The organism is Streptomyces sp. N35 (genome assembly GCF_016464295.1).
Taxonomy (GTDB): domain Bacteria; phylum Actinomycetota; class Actinomycetes; order Streptomycetales; family Streptomycetaceae; genus Streptomyces.
Window position 1 is genome coordinate 43,035 of record NZ_JAEIMH010000045.1, and the last position, 15,868, is coordinate 58,902.

General features: G+C 71.8%; 17 protein-coding genes. 8 read left to right on the plus strand and 9 right to left on the minus strand.

The window, feature by feature from the left end; genetic code table 11:
• Positions 1-93 precede the first annotated feature (93 nt).
• On the minus strand, positions 94-1,086 hold the full coding sequence (locus JAO81_RS23980) for an NAD-dependent epimerase/dehydratase family protein (RefSeq protein WP_199549980.1): 993 nt from the start codon (positions 1,084-1,086) through the stop codon (positions 94-96).
• A 277-nt stretch (positions 1,087-1,363) separates the two neighbouring features.
• On the opposite strand from JAO81_RS23980, the gene JAO81_RS23985 reads away from it, so the two are divergent.
• The gene (locus tag JAO81_RS23985) at positions 1,364-2,014 is read left to right on the plus strand and encodes a hypothetical protein (protein WP_233415831.1); all 651 of its coding nucleotides are present in this window, start codon (positions 1,364-1,366) and stop codon (positions 2,012-2,014) included.
• A gap of 151 nt (positions 2,015-2,165) precedes the next feature.
• Entirely contained in the window at positions 2,166-3,629 is a 1,464-nt protein-coding gene (locus tag JAO81_RS23990; protein ID WP_199549981.1) for a PepSY domain-containing protein, read from the plus strand.
• Between the two features lie 48 nt (positions 3,630-3,677).
• Here JAO81_RS23990 and JAO81_RS23995 read toward each other — a convergent pair whose 3' ends face one another.
• The 5 genes from JAO81_RS23995 to JAO81_RS24015 all read right to left on the minus strand — a co-directional run bounded on the left by JAO81_RS23995 (position 3,678) and on the right by JAO81_RS24015 (position 9,405).
• The gene (locus tag JAO81_RS23995; protein ID WP_199549982.1) at positions 3,678-4,256 is read right to left on the minus strand and encodes a winged helix-turn-helix domain-containing protein; all 579 of its coding nucleotides are present in this window, start codon (positions 4,254-4,256) and stop codon (positions 3,678-3,680) included.
• Positions 4,257-4,573: 317 nt separating this feature from the next.
• Complete coding sequence (locus JAO81_RS24000; RefSeq protein ID WP_199549983.1) at positions 4,574-5,485, minus strand: hypothetical protein; 912 nt, start codon at positions 5,483-5,485, stop codon at positions 4,574-4,576.
• Between the two features lie 91 nt (positions 5,486-5,576).
• Positions 5,577-6,608, minus strand: a complete 1,032-nt coding sequence (gene glnII, locus JAO81_RS24005; RefSeq protein WP_199549984.1) for a glutamine synthetase — start codon at positions 6,606-6,608, stop codon at positions 5,577-5,579.
• Between the two features lie 179 nt (positions 6,609-6,787).
• Positions 6,788-7,942, minus strand: a complete 1,155-nt coding sequence (locus JAO81_RS24010) for a hypothetical protein (protein ID WP_199549985.1) — start codon at positions 7,940-7,942, stop codon at positions 6,788-6,790.
• The gene (locus JAO81_RS24015) at positions 7,939-9,405 is read right to left on the minus strand and encodes a hypothetical protein (RefSeq protein WP_199549986.1); all 1,467 of its coding nucleotides are present in this window, start codon (positions 9,403-9,405) and stop codon (positions 7,939-7,941) included. The genes JAO81_RS24010 and JAO81_RS24015 overlap by 4 nt, the downstream gene beginning before the upstream one ends.
• 155 nt (positions 9,406-9,560) lie before the next feature.
• Here JAO81_RS24015 and JAO81_RS24020 point away from each other — a divergent pair, with 155 nt between their 5' ends.
• Positions 9,561-10,463: a Gfo/Idh/MocA family protein gene (locus tag JAO81_RS24020; protein ID WP_199549987.1), complete on the plus strand. Its 903-nt coding sequence runs from the start codon at positions 9,561-9,563 to the stop codon at positions 10,461-10,463.
• A gap of 60 nt (positions 10,464-10,523) precedes the next feature.
• Here JAO81_RS24020 and JAO81_RS24025 read toward each other — a convergent pair whose 3' ends face one another.
• From JAO81_RS24025 to JAO81_RS24035, 3 genes are all read right to left on the minus strand, one after another.
• A complete protein-coding gene (locus JAO81_RS24025; protein ID WP_199549988.1) occupies positions 10,524-10,940 on the minus strand; it encodes a VOC family protein in 417 nt (138 codons plus the stop codon).
• 49 nt (positions 10,941-10,989) lie between these two features.
• On the minus strand, positions 10,990-11,460 hold the full coding sequence (locus tag JAO81_RS24030) for a hypothetical protein (RefSeq protein WP_199549989.1): 471 nt from the start codon (positions 11,458-11,460) through the stop codon (positions 10,990-10,992).
• A 131-nt stretch (positions 11,461-11,591) separates the two neighbouring features.
• A complete protein-coding gene (locus JAO81_RS24035) occupies positions 11,592-11,963 on the minus strand; it encodes an ArsC/Spx/MgsR family protein (RefSeq protein WP_199549990.1) in 372 nt (123 codons plus the stop codon).
• A gap of 100 nt (positions 11,964-12,063) precedes the next feature.
• Between JAO81_RS24035 and JAO81_RS24040 the strand changes: the two genes are divergently transcribed.
• The 5 genes from JAO81_RS24040 to JAO81_RS24060 all read left to right on the plus strand — a co-directional run bounded on the left by JAO81_RS24040 (position 12,064) and on the right by JAO81_RS24060 (position 15,813).
• Positions 12,064-12,567 (plus strand): hypothetical protein, encoded by a 504-nt coding sequence (locus JAO81_RS24040; protein WP_199549991.1) that lies wholly within the window; start codon positions 12,064-12,066, stop codon positions 12,565-12,567.
• 242 nt (positions 12,568-12,809) lie between these two features.
• Entirely contained in the window at positions 12,810-13,097 is a 288-nt protein-coding gene (locus JAO81_RS24045; RefSeq protein ID WP_199549992.1) for a hypothetical protein, read from the plus strand.
• A gap of 224 nt (positions 13,098-13,321) precedes the next feature.
• A complete protein-coding gene (locus JAO81_RS24050) occupies positions 13,322-14,290 on the plus strand; it encodes a fibronectin type III domain-containing protein (protein ID WP_307813606.1) in 969 nt (322 codons plus the stop codon).
• A gap of 201 nt (positions 14,291-14,491) precedes the next feature.
• Complete coding sequence (locus tag JAO81_RS24055) at positions 14,492-14,851, plus strand: DUF4180 domain-containing protein (protein WP_199549993.1); 360 nt, start codon at positions 14,492-14,494, stop codon at positions 14,849-14,851.
• Positions 14,848-15,813 (plus strand): asparaginase, encoded by a 966-nt coding sequence (locus JAO81_RS24060; RefSeq protein ID WP_199549994.1) that lies wholly within the window; start codon positions 14,848-14,850, stop codon positions 15,811-15,813. The genes JAO81_RS24055 and JAO81_RS24060 overlap by 4 nt, the downstream gene beginning before the upstream one ends.
• Positions 15,814-15,868 lie beyond the last annotated feature (55 nt).

Sequence of the window (15,868 nt, forward strand, 5' to 3'; positions counted from 1 at the left end):
AGGTCACGGGGTTTCCGCCCCCGGCCGGGGGTGTAGCTGGCACCACCCCGGCCGGGGCTTCGGGGTGCGGAGCCCCAGGGCCGGCGGGCGCGCTCAGAGCCCCAGGACCTTCGCCTCCACCTCGGGGTCGACGCCCTTCCTGGGCCGGTCCGGGCGTTGCGGTGCCTCGCCGCCGATCGACCGCAGCCAGGCCCAGGTGTCGGCGACCGTCTCGCGTACGGGGCGGCAGCGCAGCCCGGTGGCCACCGCCCGTGACACATCGGCGGCGTGCAGGGCGTCATGCATATCGGTCGCCGGCGGCACCCATACGGGCAGCTGCGTCCACGGCTCGATCCCCGCGTCGAGGATCACCTGCGGGTCGGTCCAGCGCAGCTCGGCATCGGAGCCGACCACGTCCACGATCGCCTCGAGCAGCCCGCCCATGGTCGCGTGACCCTGCGGGCTCATCATGTTGTACGGGCCGCTGAGGCCCGCCTCGATACCGTCCAGGATCCAGTCGGCCATGTCCCGCACATCGACGTACTGCAGCGGCAGTTCGCGAGGTCCCGGGGCGAGCGTGGGGCCGCCGCGCGCGATACGGGTCAGCCACCACGGCAGCCGGCCGACGTTCTCGTACGGTCCGAGCAGCAGGCCGGCGCGCACATGGAGCGAGCGGTCCGCACCGAACTCCCGGTCGAGGGCGAGCTCGGCGCCCCGCTTGGCCACGGCGTAGTCCTCGGCCTCCGCCGAGTCCGGGTCGCCCGTCACCAGCGGGGCGCTCTCGTCGTAGCCGGCCGGGGGCGCCCAGGTGTAGACGGAGCAGGTCGATACATAGACATAGCGGCCGGCCCGCTCCTTGAGCAGCCGCGCGGTGTCCCGCACGGCGACCGGCGCCTTCGACCAGGTGTCGACCACCGCGTCCCACTCACCTTCGGCGAGCGCGTCGAGCCCGCCGGGGGCGGTGCGGTCGCCGGTCAGCGCGGTCGCGCCCTCGGGCACCGGGTTGTTCCCCCGATTGAAAACGGTGAGCTCCCACCCACGCGCGAGCGCCCGCTCGGCCACAGCACGTCCGGCGAACTCGGTTCCACCAAGAAGAAGAAGTCGCATACGGGGATCGTGCCGGACACCGGTGCGCTCGGGAACGGCTTCTGCCGAGGGCAGATCATTCAGCCGCGCCGGCGTTTGAGGAGATCCGAACGGAGTTCGGATGCGGGGTGCGGGGGGGGGGCCCCGGTTCCGGGAGGGGGGGGGCGGGGGGGGGGGGGGCGGCCCCCCCGTTTGGGGGGGGGGGGGGGCGGGGGAGAGGGCCCCCCGCACGCGCCCCCACCCCCACCCACCCGGACCGCCTCTTGCGCCCCGCAAAGAACCTGGCACGATGTGCGCGATGACGGATGCCCGGTCGCCGATGCGCGCCCTGCGAGCCGCACTCTTCGCGGCAGTGGCCGTCACCCTGGCCGGTGTGGGGCATTCGTCCATGTCCGACCATGAACTTCCCCTGAGCTCCCTTCTGCCGGCCTTTGCCGTACTCGTCGGCGCCGCATGGTGCGCAAGCGGCCGCCGCCGCGGAATCGGAACCATCGGCGCCGGCATGGTCGCCGTCCAGACGCTGCTGCACGGCCTCTTCGCGCTCACCGGCGCACATTCCGCCGCCGCGCAATCCCCGCACGCCGAGCATCTGCGGCACGCCGGCATGCCGGGCATGGCGGCCGAGACCACCCTGCTCGACACCCTGACCCACGGCTCCCTGGGCATGCTCGCCGCCCACTTGGTGGCAGGACTGCTCTGCGCGCTGTGGATCGCCCGCGGCGAAGCGGCCTTCTTCCAGCTCGTCGAGGCCCTGGCCGCTTTCGCGTTCACTCCGCTGCGGCTGCTGCTCGCTCCCGTACGGCTCCCGGACGCGCCCCGCCCCGTGCGGCGCCGCCGGCCCCGGCGGACACGGGCCTGCCCCCGTACCGCCGTACTCGCCCATGCCGTGATCCGGCGCGGGCCTCCCGCGTGGGCGCTCCTCCCGCATCAAGCGCCCGCCGCTGTCTGACCGTTCGTGCCCCTTCCCGGCCGGACGGCTCCTCCTCGCGTATCCGCGCAGGCGGTGGGCGTGCTGCCCCCTGCCCTTCCGCGCACCGGCACCGCATCCGCATCGCACCCGTATGCGCTGCCGCGCGCCCACGCGAACGCACGAGGACACCATGGCGATCGACGACCGGCCCAAGCCGGAACAATCCGAACCCTCAGAGCCCACCCCACCCGCCGGCACCACCCCGGCCACCGACCCCGCCGCCAAGCCGGGCGCCTGGTCGGCCCTGCGCCCCCTGCTCCTGCGGCTGCACTTCTATGCGGGCATCCTCATCGCCCCGTTCCTGTTCGTCGCCGCCGCGAGCGGCCTGCTGTACGCGCTCTCCTTCCAGGCCGAGAAGATCGTGTACAGCCATGAACTCGAGGTACCGGTAGGGGACTCGGCCCTACCGCTCACCCAGCAGGTCGAGGCCGCGAAGGAAGCGCACCCCGAGGGCACCGTCACCGCCGTCTGGCCCTCGTACGAGGACGGCATGACGACCCGGGTCCTCTTCGACAGCCCGGAGGTCGACGAAGGCAAGACGCTCGCCGTGTTCGTGGACCCGTACAACGGCGAGATCCGCGGTGAACTCCCGTCCTACGGCGGATCCGGTGCACTGCCGGTACGTGCCTGGACCTCCGAGCTGCACCGCCATCTCCACCTGGGCGAACCCGGCCGCCACTACAGCGAACTCGCCGCCAGCTGGCTGTGGGTGGTGGTGCTCGGCGGGCTGCTGCTCTGGTTCGCCCGGCGCCGGGCCCGCCGCCGCGAACTGCTGGGGCCCGCGCGGGACCAGAAGAAGGGCCGCGCGCGCACCCTCTCCTGGCACGGTTCGATCGGTCTGTGGGCCGCGCTCGGACTGCTCTTCCTGTCCGCCACCGGACTCACCTGGTCGAAGTACGCGGGCGTGAGTATCGGTGAACTGCAGGACAGTCTCGGCGGCGCGACGCCCGCCGTCGACGCGGCCACCACACCGGCCGTGGGCGCGGACTCCGGTCACGGCGACCACGGCGGGGGCGGGGACCACGCGGCACACGAGGGCGCGGACGTCGGCCTCGACCGCATCCTGGAGATCGCCCGCGGCGAGGGCCTCGACGGCAGGACCACGGTGACGGTCCCGACCGAGGGCCAGGGCTATGTGGTGAAGCAGAACGACACCACATGGCCGTACCACCTGGACTCGGTGGCCATCGACCCGGCGGACGGCAAGGTCCTCGACAAGATCAGCTTCGCCGACTACCCGCTGCTCGCGAAGCTCACCAGCCTCGGCATCAACCTGCACATGGGCGTCCTCTTCGGCCTGGCCAACCAGTTGCTGCTCGCGGCGCTCATGCTGGGCACGATGCTGCTGATCTTCTGGGGCTACCGCATGTGGTGGCTGCGCCGCCCGACCAGGTCCGGCGCCCTGGGCATGGGCCGCCCGATGCCGCGCGGCACCTGGCGCAAGGTGCCGCTGCCCGTCCTGCTGCCGCTGCTCGCCGTGACGGCGGTCATCGGCTGGTACGTCCCGCTGTTCGGGCTGAGTCTGCTCGCGTTCCTGCTGGTGGACGCGGTGGCCGGGGCGGTGGGCCGGGCCCGCTCGCGTACGGCGGCCTGACCGGTACGGGGTGGGCCGCCTGCCGGCCGGCAGCCGGCCCACCCCGCCTCAATCCGCCTGCGGCGGCGTGTACTTGTACCCGACGCGCCGCACCGTCTGGATCGCCTCCCGGTACTCGGCGCCCAGCTTGCGCCGAAGCCGGGCGACATGGACATCGACCGTCCGCCCGTCGCCGACATGCCCGTACCCCCACACCGTCTGCACCAGGGAGTCCCGGGTGTGCACCCGCTGCGGGTGCGCGACGAGATGGGCGAGCAGCTCGAACTCCAGGTAGGTCAGGTCGAGTTGCCGCCCGTCGACCGCCGCGACCCGCTGCACCGCGTCGATGCGGATGAGCTCCCGCTGCGGCTCCGACGGCGCCGCGCCCTGCAACTCGGCCGGCACGAGCACGAGATACCCGACCATCGGCGGCCGGTCCGGCAGCGCCGGCAGCGTGTGCTGGGGCGCGGGCAGCCAGGTGGCGCCCGGCGGCAGATAGTCGGCCACGTCGATGCTCGGTACCAGCTGCGCCACCTCGTCCTGCTGGACGGCGCGCAACCGGTGGCGGGCGGAAGGGGCGGGGGGTTTTGAGGCGGGGGAGGGCAGGGGAGGTGCCGTAGCGGCGGAGAAGACACGGGTGTTCGCCATGAGAGGTCAGCTCTTTCGCGCGAAGTGGACGTGGCAGGACGTACGCACTCGCACAGGCCGAAGGCCGCACCGCCTCGACGAGGGGTGAACGGCTTTAGAGGGCCGGTGCGTTCCTCACGCGGCAACACACGCGGTCGAAGTCATCATGCTGACGGGAAGGCCAGAACGGCTCGAGGTCGAAGCGACCCTTCGCGGTGTCCTGGTAGTCGGCCATGCACCCATTGAAGCAGACCCCCACTCCCGACTGCAGACCCCTCTCGCACCTTGATACGGCGCCCTGACGAAGATGGCCTGATCAGGAGCTCCTCCCGGCCGGTTCAGCCCACCAGACGCCGACGCCAGTCCAGATCCTGGACATGGATCGCGTCGTCCGCCGACCCGGTCCACCGCGTCCGCAGCCCGCTCGCCCCGAGCGCGGCGACCACCTCGCGCCCGATCGCGGCCGTGTACTCGGGCGTGCACTCGAAGCCCCCGTAATACAGGGTCAACTCCCCGTGCCCGGTGACCGATTCGGTGCACTGGGAGTGGAAGAAGACAAAACCCCGGGCATCCTGCGGGCCCGCGTCCCAGATCTCCGCGAGACCGCAGCCGCGGCAGCACGTGAAGTTCTCCCGCGCGGTGATGCCGATGCCGTCGAGCGCCGTGAACGCCTGGGCGAGCCGCTCGGGATCGGTCGTCCCCTGCCAGCCGGCCTGCTCCCGCACCCGCTCGACCCACAACCGGTCCACGAGCTGAGCGGCCTGGGCCCGTGACACCGGCCGCAGGTCCCCGTCGACCAGCCATTCCTCCGCGGCCTCGGTGAGCGCGGCACGGGCGAGGTAGCCCTGGGCGAGCAGCCCCTGTACGTACTCCTCGGCCTTCTGCCGTACGTCCGCGGGCAGCTCGGGTACGGCGGCAGGGGCGGGCAGCTCCACCCGTTCCCAGTCGAGACCGGCGTCCCAGCCGTCCTCCTGGCGGGCCCAGCCCTCGATGGCCGCCGTGACCCGGCCGGCCTCGTCGTCGCCGAGATCGGTGTGGAACAGGCCGCGCCCGTCGTGATGTTCGAGGACATAGCCCTCGCCGGCTGTACGGGCGGTCTGGACGAAGACGTCCGGCAGATCCGGTATGCGCTGGCACACCAGGAACTCGTCGCCCGCGGCCCCGATCCGCGCCACCAGGGCGGCCAGGTCGCCGGGCGAGATCCGTACGTACTCCTGCCGGTTCTCGGTCTTCACCTTGATCTCGAGCATGCGGTCAAGACTCGCATGCGGCACCGACAACCCCATGCGCCGAAGGGCGCCCACCGTCAACGGTGGACGCCCTTCGCGGAGTTCAGCGGACTCAGACCTGCCCGGCCTTCTCCAGACCGGTGCAGCAGGTGTCCACGATCAGACGCGTGACCACGTACGGGTCCACGTTGGCGTTCGGGCGGCGGTCCTCGATGTAGCCCTTGCCGTCCTGCTCGACCTGCCACGGGATACGGACCGAGGCGCCGCGGTTGGAGACGCCGTAGGAGTACTCGTTCCACGGGGCGGTCTCGTGCAGACCGGTCAGACGGTCGTCGATGCCGGCGCCGTAGTTCTTGACGTGGTCGAGCGGCTTGGAGCCCTCGCCCAGCGCCTCGCACGCGGTGATGATCGCGTCGTAGCCCTCGCGCATCGCCTTCGTGGAGAAGTTGGTGTGCGCACCGGCGCCGTTCCAGTCACCCTTGACCGGCTTCGGGTCGAGGGTGGCCGAGACGTTGAAGTCCTCGGCGGTGCGGTAGAGCAGCCAGCGCGCCACCCAGAGCTGGTCGGAGACCTCGAGCGGCGCGAGCGGGCCGACCTGGAACTCCCACTGGCCGGGCATGACCTCGGCGTTGATGCCGGAGATCCCGAGACCGGCCTCGAGGCAGTTCTCCAGGTGCGCCTCGACGATGTCGCGGCCGAAGATCTCGTCCGAGCCGACACCGCAGTAGTAGCCGCCCTGCGCGGCCGGGAAGCCGTTCTCCGGGAAGCCGAGCGGGCGGCTGCCGTCGAAGAAGGTGTACTCCTGCTCGATACCGAAGATCGGCTCCTGCGCGGCGAACTTCTCCGCGACCTCGGTCAGCTGCGCACGGGTGTTGGAGACGTGCGGCGTCATGTCCGTGTTCAGGACCTCGCACATCACCAGGATGTCGTCGCCGCCGCGGATCGGGTCCGGGCAGGAGAACACCGGCTTGAGCACACAGTCGGAGGCGTGGCCCTCGGCCTGGTTGGTGCTGGAACCGTCGAAGCCCCAGATCGGCAGCTCGGCGACACCGGAGACGGGGGCGGTCAGTATCTTCGTCTTCGAGCGCAGCTTCGCCGTCGGCATGGTGCCGTCGATCCAGATGTACTCAGCCTTGAACGTCACGGGCGCCATCCTTTACGGGCGTTGCATGCGGGTGGAGCGTGGGGGCTGCACTGGCCCCGCGCTGTAGCGGCAGCCTGTCAACCGGCGATTTCCCGACCGTTGCCCGTCTGTGAACCCCGTGTTACGCGCGTTTCGCGCTGGTACACAGCCGCATCGTCAGCCGCCCGCCGAGCGGACGGTCACCCGTCCCATCGCCCGCGCTGTGCCGCCTCCACGACGTGTCGCTTCAGGAGCCCGTCGAACCCGGCGCTCCTGATCCGCCGCACCAGCTCGACCGGGGAGGAGCCGAGCGCGGCCGCCGTGTCCTCCAGGTTCCAGTCGTGCCGGGCCAGTTGGGACAGCAGATGGCCGCGCCTGACCTGGTTCTCGGAGAGCCGCATCGACTTCAGATACGCCACCCGGCCCTTCAGATCCGTGATCGTCTCCCCGATGTGCTGCTCGCGGTGGAGCGCGAAGGGCGGCAGGAAGCGGCTCAGGCGGTAGCGCCCCGCCGCCCCCATCCGCCGCAGCTGAGTGACCTCGTACGACTCGTCGAGCAGCCCACCGGCCAGGTTCCGGTCATGGGCCTCGGCCCACGCGTCGAGTTGCCCCAGGGCGGCCGACCGCAGCCCGGCCAGGTCGGACACGCGCGCGTCCTCGATCACCGCCGTGAACTCCCGTACCGGCGGCGAGTAGTACGCGTGCTGGTACACCAGCTCCCCGTACAGGTCCTGCAGCAGGGAGCTGTGCAGCGCCCGGTAGTCGTCCGGGTGCGGCACGACGAACGCGGCGGCGAGCGCATCGGCCGCGTACACCATGACCCCGCACTGCCCCGGGTGGATCTCGAAGATCCGCAGCGCCTCGTCGAGCCCCTCGACCGACGCCCCCACGTACGCCATCTCGGCCCGCGGCGAGAGCCCCCGGCTCACCGCACGCTTCGCCCACTCCTCCCACAGCACGGAAGGACCGCCGAAGTGCAGCGCGAGATAGCCCTCGAGCGCCAGATGCAGCGGCAGGAAGCGAAGCCGCCGGCTGCCCGCACGCTGCACGAGGCGCCGCATTGGGATCGCGTGCACGGGAGCGCCGTCCGGCCGGTCGTACTCCTCGCAGAGCTGAGTGCCGTACGCCGCCTGCCACTTGCCGTCCCGCGCCCAGTCCGCCACGAAGCCGTGCGGGATGTACGAGGTGTAGAAGGTGCCGTCGCCGGCTTCCACCGCCGTCCACTCGTTGCGGAAGAGGTCGCGCCGCAGCCGCAGATCCGTGATCGGCTGCTCGCGCACCAGCGGCACCAGGCGGATCCCGCCCCACACCTGGGCGGGCTTGGCGGTCAGACCGGTGAGGTCGAGCTGTGTCATGCCATCGTCCCGTCCTGCGCGGTCCCGTCCTGTGCCGTGCCGTCCCGCGCGGTGAAGGCCTTCACGCGTTCGTCCAGATACGCCCGCAGCTCCGCGAGCCCCGTCCGCCCCTCCGCGAACTGCGCCAGCTCCACCAGAGCCGGCAGATCCTCGGCGTCCCGCACCCCGGAGGTCGGCACGCTCGGGGCGAGGCGGCGCACGTCGTAACCGGCCGCGTCGTATACCGGGTTGAGGTGCACGACGCTGGTTCGGCGCGACGGGTCGAGCCGTGTGCGCCAGACCCGCAGCACCTCGCCCGCGAGCCCCGGCGGCGCGTTGTCCCAGCCGTCCGAGACGATCACCAGACGGGCGGGGCAGTGGTCGAGCGCGTCGAGGATCCGCAGGCCGAGCGGTGTCGGACCGTACGGATACGCGAGCAGCGCGTCGCTGCGTCCCGAGGTCCACAGCGGGACGTACGTGTCCGCCAGCTCGGCGAGCAGGAAGTGGCAGGCGAGCGCCACCGCCAGCGGGCGGCGCCGCTTCTGCGCCGACCCCGAGGCCGAGAAGCTGTCGTCGAGCACCGCCGCGACCCGCCCCCACGTCCCCGCGTACGGCCCGGCGACCCGGCGCGCGGCCGCTCGCAGCGCGCCGGTGGGCGCGGGCCCCCGCTCGGGACGCACGGGGGGGGCCAGGGACAGCACGTACGAGGCGAGCCGGGTCAGCGGCATCGCGGCCAGGTCGGCCTCGACCTCCGTCCTGTGGGCGCGGGCCGACTCCTGGTTGCGCAGCCGCTCGTGCCGGGTCATCCGGGGCGCGATCCGGTCGAGGAACACCGCACGCGGGACGCCGTGCTGCGCGGCGAAGCCCTCGGCGACCGTGAACGGCAGCTCGTACAGGGCCGCCTGCGTGTACCGCGCCCGCCGGTACGTGTCGAGCAGCCCGTGCTCGTAGTGCCCCCGCTTGCGCGGCGCGAACAGGAAGTCGCCCAGCTCGTCCGTCACCGGCACATGCCCGTGCCGTACGGCCGTCTTGAACCCGCTGCGGTACTTCACCGCGTCGAAGCCGTGGTCACGGCGCCCCGCCAGCCAGTCCCGCATGATCGCCCGGGTCCGCCGGTTGTTGACCCGGGCCCGGCGCAGCTGCCCGAACAGCCGGTACACCCGCTGCGGCGGCAGTACGGCGAGACGCGCGCCGATCAGCAGGCCTTCGACCCGCCGCTGCCGCTCGTCCGTCTCGCGCGCGCTGACGAGCAGCCGCCGGATGATCTCCACGGCGTTGTGGTCGTTGATGTCGAGGGCGAGCGTGGCGGCGTACAGCTCGCGGTAGTTGACGCGTACGTACTCGTGCAGGAAGTCGAGCGACATCCGCTGCTCCGCCGCGTCCGAGCGGAACTCGCGCTGCCCCGTCGAGGTGATCGCCGCGTTGACGAACAGCAGCACGTCCTCGGCCGCGACCAGGTCTGCGTACGTCTCGTACGTCTCCATCGGGCCCCCGTGAGTGATGAGCGCCGGCCGGGGAGTAGGGGGCACGAACAGCGAATACATTGTTTTCAGAGACAAGAGACGGAAGTCGCACCGAAGTCCCGCGGCCGGCCACTCGAACGTAACACCGTCGCTCGCATGCCCCATCATGGTTTTCCATGACGTCCCACACACCCGCCGCCCCCGTCCGCATCGGCCTGCTCGGCACCGGCCCCTGGGCCCAGCGCGTGCACGGCCCGGCACTCGCCGCGCACCCCGGCACCGACCTGGTCGGCGTCTGGGGCCGCAGGCCCGAGGCGGCCGCGGAGCTCGCGAAGGAACTCTCCACCCAGGCATACGACGACGTGGACGCCCTGATCGCCGACGTCGACGCCATCGCGGTCGCCCTGCCGCCGGACATCCAGGCCCCGCTCGCCGTGCGCGCCGCACGCGCCGGGCGGCATCTGCTCCTGGACAAGCCCGTGGCGACCACGGTCGAGGGCGCCCGCGAGCTCGCCGAGGCCGCCCGCGATGTGGCCTCCGTGGTCTTCTTCACACTGCGTTTCTCCGCCGCGGCCGCCCCGTGGATCGACGAGCAGACCGGCCGGGACGACTGGTACACGGGCCGGATCGACTGGATCGGCTCCATCTACTCACCCGACGCGCAGAGCCCGTACGCCGATTCGCCGTGGCGCCGCGAACGGGGCGCGCTGTGGGACGTCGGCCCGCACGCCCTGTCCGTACTGCTGCCGGTGTTCGGCGACGTGAGCGAAGTGACCGGTCTGCGCGGCCAGTTGGACACCGTGCACCTGGCGCTGCGCCACGCGTCGGGTGCCACGAGCACCACCACGCTCAGCCTGACCGCTCCCGACAAGGCGAGTGGAGTCACCGCCGAGCTGCGCGGGGCGCACGGGATCACCGAGCTCCCCGAGGTGTGGGGCGACGGCCCGCTCGCCTCGTACGGGACCGCGATCGACGCGCTTCTGGAGTCCGTACGCACGGGAGAACCGCATCCGTGCGATGTGCGCTTCGGGGCGCGGGTGACGGAGATCCTGGCGCAGGCGGAGGCAGCGCTGCGTTAGACGCCGGGGCGCGGGTGCGCGGGTGCTCGGGTGCGTGGGACGCCGGGGTGCTCGGGTGCGCTAGGTGCCGGGGTGCTCGGGTGCCGGGCGCTTCGGTTCGTGGACCAGGCACAGGTGATGGCCCGCCGGGTCCGCGTAGATGCGCCAGGGACGGTCGTCGGCGCCCTTGTCGAGGAGGGCGCCGCCCGCCTCGACGAGGGCGGCTTCGGCCGCGTCCAGGTCGGGGACGCCGATGTCCAGGTGCAGTTGCTGCGGCCGGTCCGGGTCGCCCCAGACGGGCGGCCGGTGGTCGGCGACGCGCTGGAAGCACAGGACCTGACCGCCGGGGCCCGGCAGATGCAGCGTGGCCCAGTCCTCGTCGGTGGCCCAGCGACGGTCGGGGCGGTTCACCGTGCCGCCGAGCAGCGTGGCGTAGAAGCGGGCGAGTGCCTCCGGCTCGCGGCAGTCGAGGACTGTGCACTGCAGTGTTCCGAACACGGGGATCCTCCGACGTGCCTGTGCGACCCGACGCGCCTGTACGACCCGTCTACTTGATCAGCGCGTTGGCCCCGGCTATCAGCAGCCCGATCGTCGCGTCCGCGCCCCCGATGGCGAGGGCGCTGCGGCGGCGGTAGCCCACGCGCACCGCCGCGAACGTACCCCACGCGAAGAGCAGCCCCGCGTTGAGGGCCAGGCCGACGGCCGTGACGGTCGCTTCGGGCCAGTCCGCGGCACCGGCCGCGACGAGCAGCGCGACCGTCGGCAGACAGGCCACGACGACCGGCCACTCGTCGGCGAGCGTCCGCGCGAGCTGCCGCCAGCGATGGCTGCCCGAGCCCTGCGTGTGCGTGGACATATGGTGCGCGTAACCGTGCGCGAGGGCGGCCGTGGTGGCGGTCACCATGACCCAGGCCGCGTCCGAGTACGGCGTGTACGGCGAGCCGCCGCTCTGCAGGGCGGCGAGCAGCGCGCTTGCCAGGACGGTGCCGTAGACGCCGCCGAACATCCAGCTCTTCATCTCGGCGCTCCCTCCGGTCCCGTCGCTGGTGGAGCGCTCAACGGTACGGAGCGGGAGGGCTTTCCGGTTCCCGCGGAGGGACCATTCGCCCTGCCCGGGGCCTGGCCGAAAGGACGAGGGCGGCGCGCGGTTCAGGACCGGCCCAGCGCCTCCCGTACCGCCTCCTCCGAGCGCGCCACCAAGGCGCTCCCGTCGTCCGCCGTGATGATCGGCCGCTGGATCAGCTTCGGATGCTCGGCAAGGGCCTTGATCCACCGCGCCCGCCCGCTCGCGTCGCGCGGCCAGGCCTCGCGGTCCTTCAGGTCCAGCTCCTTGGCGGCGGGCTCCTGGGTGCGCGCGATGTCCCAGGGCTCCAGTCCGAGCCGCTCGAGCACCTCCCCGATCTCGGCCTCGGTGGGTACGTCCTCGAGGTACCGGCGCACGGTGTAGTCGGCCCCCTCCGCATCCAGCAGCGTGAGGGCGCTGCGGCACTTGGAACAGGCGGGATTGATCCAGATCTCCATGCCACGGAGCGTACTGCCGCTGCTACGGTGTCGCGGCTGACCAACCCGGGCCGCCAGGCGGCCCGTTCATCGGACGGGGGTCCCCATGAAGGTGCGTCATGTGCGAGCGATAGCCGTGTTCGTGATCGTCTTCGTCGCGCTGACCGGAGCGCGTCGCGGGGGAGGCGGCTGCGAGGACGACAGTTCGGGTTCGGGCTCGAGCCACGGCTCGTCGGGCGGCGGCAGCGGCGACGTGGACGGCGGCGCGGGCGGCTCGTCCTCGGCGGCACCCTCGCCCAGCAGCACCACCACGTACGGCGAGCAGGACGTCACGATCGACGCCTGTGAGCTCACGCCGGAAGCCGATTACCTGGGCAAGGCCCGCCTCAAGTACCGCGTCACCAACGGGAACACGGACCAATCGGCGAGCTACAAGATCACCTTCGCGGTCCTGCGGACGTCGGACAAGCAGGTGCTGACCCTCCCGACGCTGTCCATCGACAACCTGGCGCCCGGCAAGACCCAGGCCGGCACGATCACCGAAGCGGCCACCACCGCCGATGACGACATGCGCACCCTCGACGCGCACTGCATCGTCAGCCGCGTCGACAAGACCGACTTCTGATCGTCAGCCGCGTCGACAAGACCCTCGACGAGCGGCGGTGTTCGAATATGTGCCGCCTCACGCATCCCTTCCGGACCGTGCGTGACGCGCCTCGAAACCCCTGATCCACCTGGTGATTTGGCGGCAGTTCCGGACCCCGTGGATGTCAGTGCCGGGGGCTAGAATTGAAGCAGTGTTCGAGTTCGGGTCGCAGGGTGCCCGCCGGCGTCCGACGACTCCCCGACCACCCCAGGAGGTTGCTTATGGTCCCTGTCGCTCTCAAGGCCCAGACGACACTGCCGATCGATGTTCCGTACGTGCCGTTCGCCAAAAAGGCGCTGCCCGCAGGCCGGCCGCGTGAGTGGTACATCGCGCACAACCGCCGGCTCAAGGCCATGCGCCTCGCGATAGCCCTGCTCGACGCGGGCGTCTGGCGCCCGGAGCAGGCGAACAACGGCCGTATCCGCTCGACCGCGGACCTCGTCGGCATCCACCCGCCGTCCGAGACCACCTGTCATATGGTGCGCGCCCTGATGCGCTACACCCGCTGAGCGTGCGCTGATCCTGTGCACCCGCCGCCGGGCGGGCCGAACTCCTTCGGTCCGCCCGGCAGTTGTGCGTGCTCGCGCGCGCGGGGCTGTTGGCGTCGGCCCTCTTGAAGTGGACCCGTCACCTGTGTCACAACGTTGTCATCACGTTGTCCAGACCAATCGCTTCGACGAGCCTGCCCACGAATCCCCTCCAGGACCCTGTACGCCAGACCGGAAGGCACCCCGTGCACCGCACCCCCACAGCTGTGCTCACGGCCGCCGCCCTGCTCCTCCTCGCCGGCTGCGGGGGAGAGGCCGAGGCGCGTGACGAACGCCCGCCGACCGCCCCGCGCGGCCTCACCGTCCATGCGGGCAGCGCCACTTCGGTCCACGTCATGTGGAACAAGTCGACCGACGACACCGCCGTCGCCCGTTACGAGGTCTTCCGCGGCGGCAAGCTGGTCAAGACGCTGCCGGCCGCCACGTACATGATCGATATCACCGGCCTGACCCCGAAGCGGACGTACACCTTCACGGTCCGCGCCCTGGACGCCGCCGGCAATCGCTCACCCCACAGCACCGAGGCCTCCGTCACCATGCGCGCCCCGGCCCCGCAGGACGCCGAGCGGCCCACCGCACCGGCCAAGCTCGAGGGCGAGCCGTCGGGTGCGCGTGCGGCCACGCTCACGTGGGGCGCGGCGAAGGACAACGAGGCCGTCACCTCGTACGACATCTATCAGCGCGGATCGCGGATCCACAGCGTGGACGGCCGTACGACCACCGCCCTGGTGACAGGGCTGCGGCCCGGCACGGAGTACACCTTCACCGTCAAGGCCCGCGACGCGGCCGACAACTCCTCGCCCGACAGCGGCTCCGTCCGCCTGACGACCGCCCCCGGCAGTGGTGGCTCGGGGAACACCGCGCCCGACGGCTTCAAGGTCACGACGCGTGAGGACGACGACGCGTACTACCTGGACCTGTCCTGGGACGCGCCGAGGACCGGCGGTGATGTCGCCGAGTACGAGATCCATCTCAACGGCCGCCAGGCGACCACCCTGCAGTGGGGCGCGGCGGCGCCGGCCGGCCGGGCGAAGCACAGCTTCTTCATCACGCGCGAGGAGGGGCAGACGTATCGCGTGAAGCTCAGGGCGAAGCTGCCGGACGGCAATTGGGGGGCCTTCTCGGAGGAGCGGACGGTGACGACGGGGGGCTGAGCCCTTGGGGTGTGCGGTGGGGAGCCGGCCTGTGTGGTGGGGGAGTCAGCCCCGTGCGGTGCGGAGTCGGTCCGTGCGATGGGAGTCAGCCCGTGCTGTGGTGAGCCGGCCCGTGCGGTGGGGAGTCAGCCCGTGCTGTGGTGAGCCGGCCCGCGCTGTTAGGGAGTCGGCTCGCGCCGCGGGGAGTTAGCCTGTGCCGTCATGAGTGATCTGCGGATGATGCATGACGTCCCGGTGATGGTGTGGCCCGCCGAGGGCGCCCCGATCGCCACCGAACAGGACGCCCTCGACGTGATCGGCAACGCCGGCTACCAGGGCGCCCGTTGGGTCGCGGTCCCCGCCGGACGCTTCGCCTCCGACTTCTTCGTCCTGCGGACGCGTCTTGCGGGCGCGATCATCCAGAAGTTCGCCCAGTACGGGCTGGGGCTCGCCGTGGTCGGTGACATCTCGGCACACGTCGAGTCCGGCACGGCGCTGCGCGACTTCGTACGGGAATGCAACCGCGGAACGCAGACGTGGTTCCTCACTGACCTCGCCGAGCTCGAGGAGCGTCTGAAGTGACCGTCACGCTCTTCACCCTGGGCGGCACCATCGCGATGGCCGGCCGCCCGTCAGGCGGCGTGGTCCCGCGCCTGTCCGGCGCCGAACTGACCGCCGCAGTACCGGCGTTGGCGGACTTCGCCCTTGACGTCCGCGACGCCCACGCGGTCCCCAGCGCCAACCTCACCTTCGCCCAGCTGTACGAGGTGGTGGACGCGGCTTCGCGCGCGGTGAAGGCGGGCACGACGGGCGTGGTCGTCACCCAGGGCACGGACACCCTGGAGGAGACCGCGTATCTCCTCGACCTGATCTGGCCGCACCCGCAGCCCATCGTGCTGACCGGCGCGATGCGCAACCCGACCCTCGCGGGGGCGGACGGTCCGGCGAACCTCCTCGCGGCCGTACGGGTCGCGGCGGCCCCCGAGGCCAGGGACCTGGGCGCGCTGCTCGTCTTCAACGACGAGATCCACGCCCCGCGGTGGGCCCGCAAGACCCACGCCACCAGCACGGCGACCTTCTCGTCGCCGAACACCGGGCCGCTCGGCCACGTCATCGAGGGCCGCGTCCGCGTCCTGACCCGCCCGCCTCGCCTCCCGGCGCTGACACCGGCCGCCGGCGGGCCCCGGGTGGCCCTGCACACGGTCACCCTGGACGACGACGGCTCCCTCCTGCCCGGCCTCGCGGCCACCCACCAGGGCCTGGTCGTGGCGGCGTACGGAGTCGGTCACGTGCCGGCCGGACTCGCCCCCGCACTCGGCGAGTTGGCCACCCGCATCCCGGTCGTCCTGACGTCCCGCACGGGAGCGGGCTCGGTGCTCACGTCGACCTACGGTGCCCCGGGCTCGGAGACGGACCTGCTGAGCCGCGGACTGATCAACGGCGGCCTCCTTGACCCGTACAAGGCACGTGTTCTGCTGCGCGTACTGCTGTCGGCAGGGGCGACCCACGACGACATCACCCAGGAATTCACCCACCGCGCCTGACACTTGGGCCCGCGCGTGACACTTGGGCCCGCGGCTGTCACTTGGGCCCGCGGCT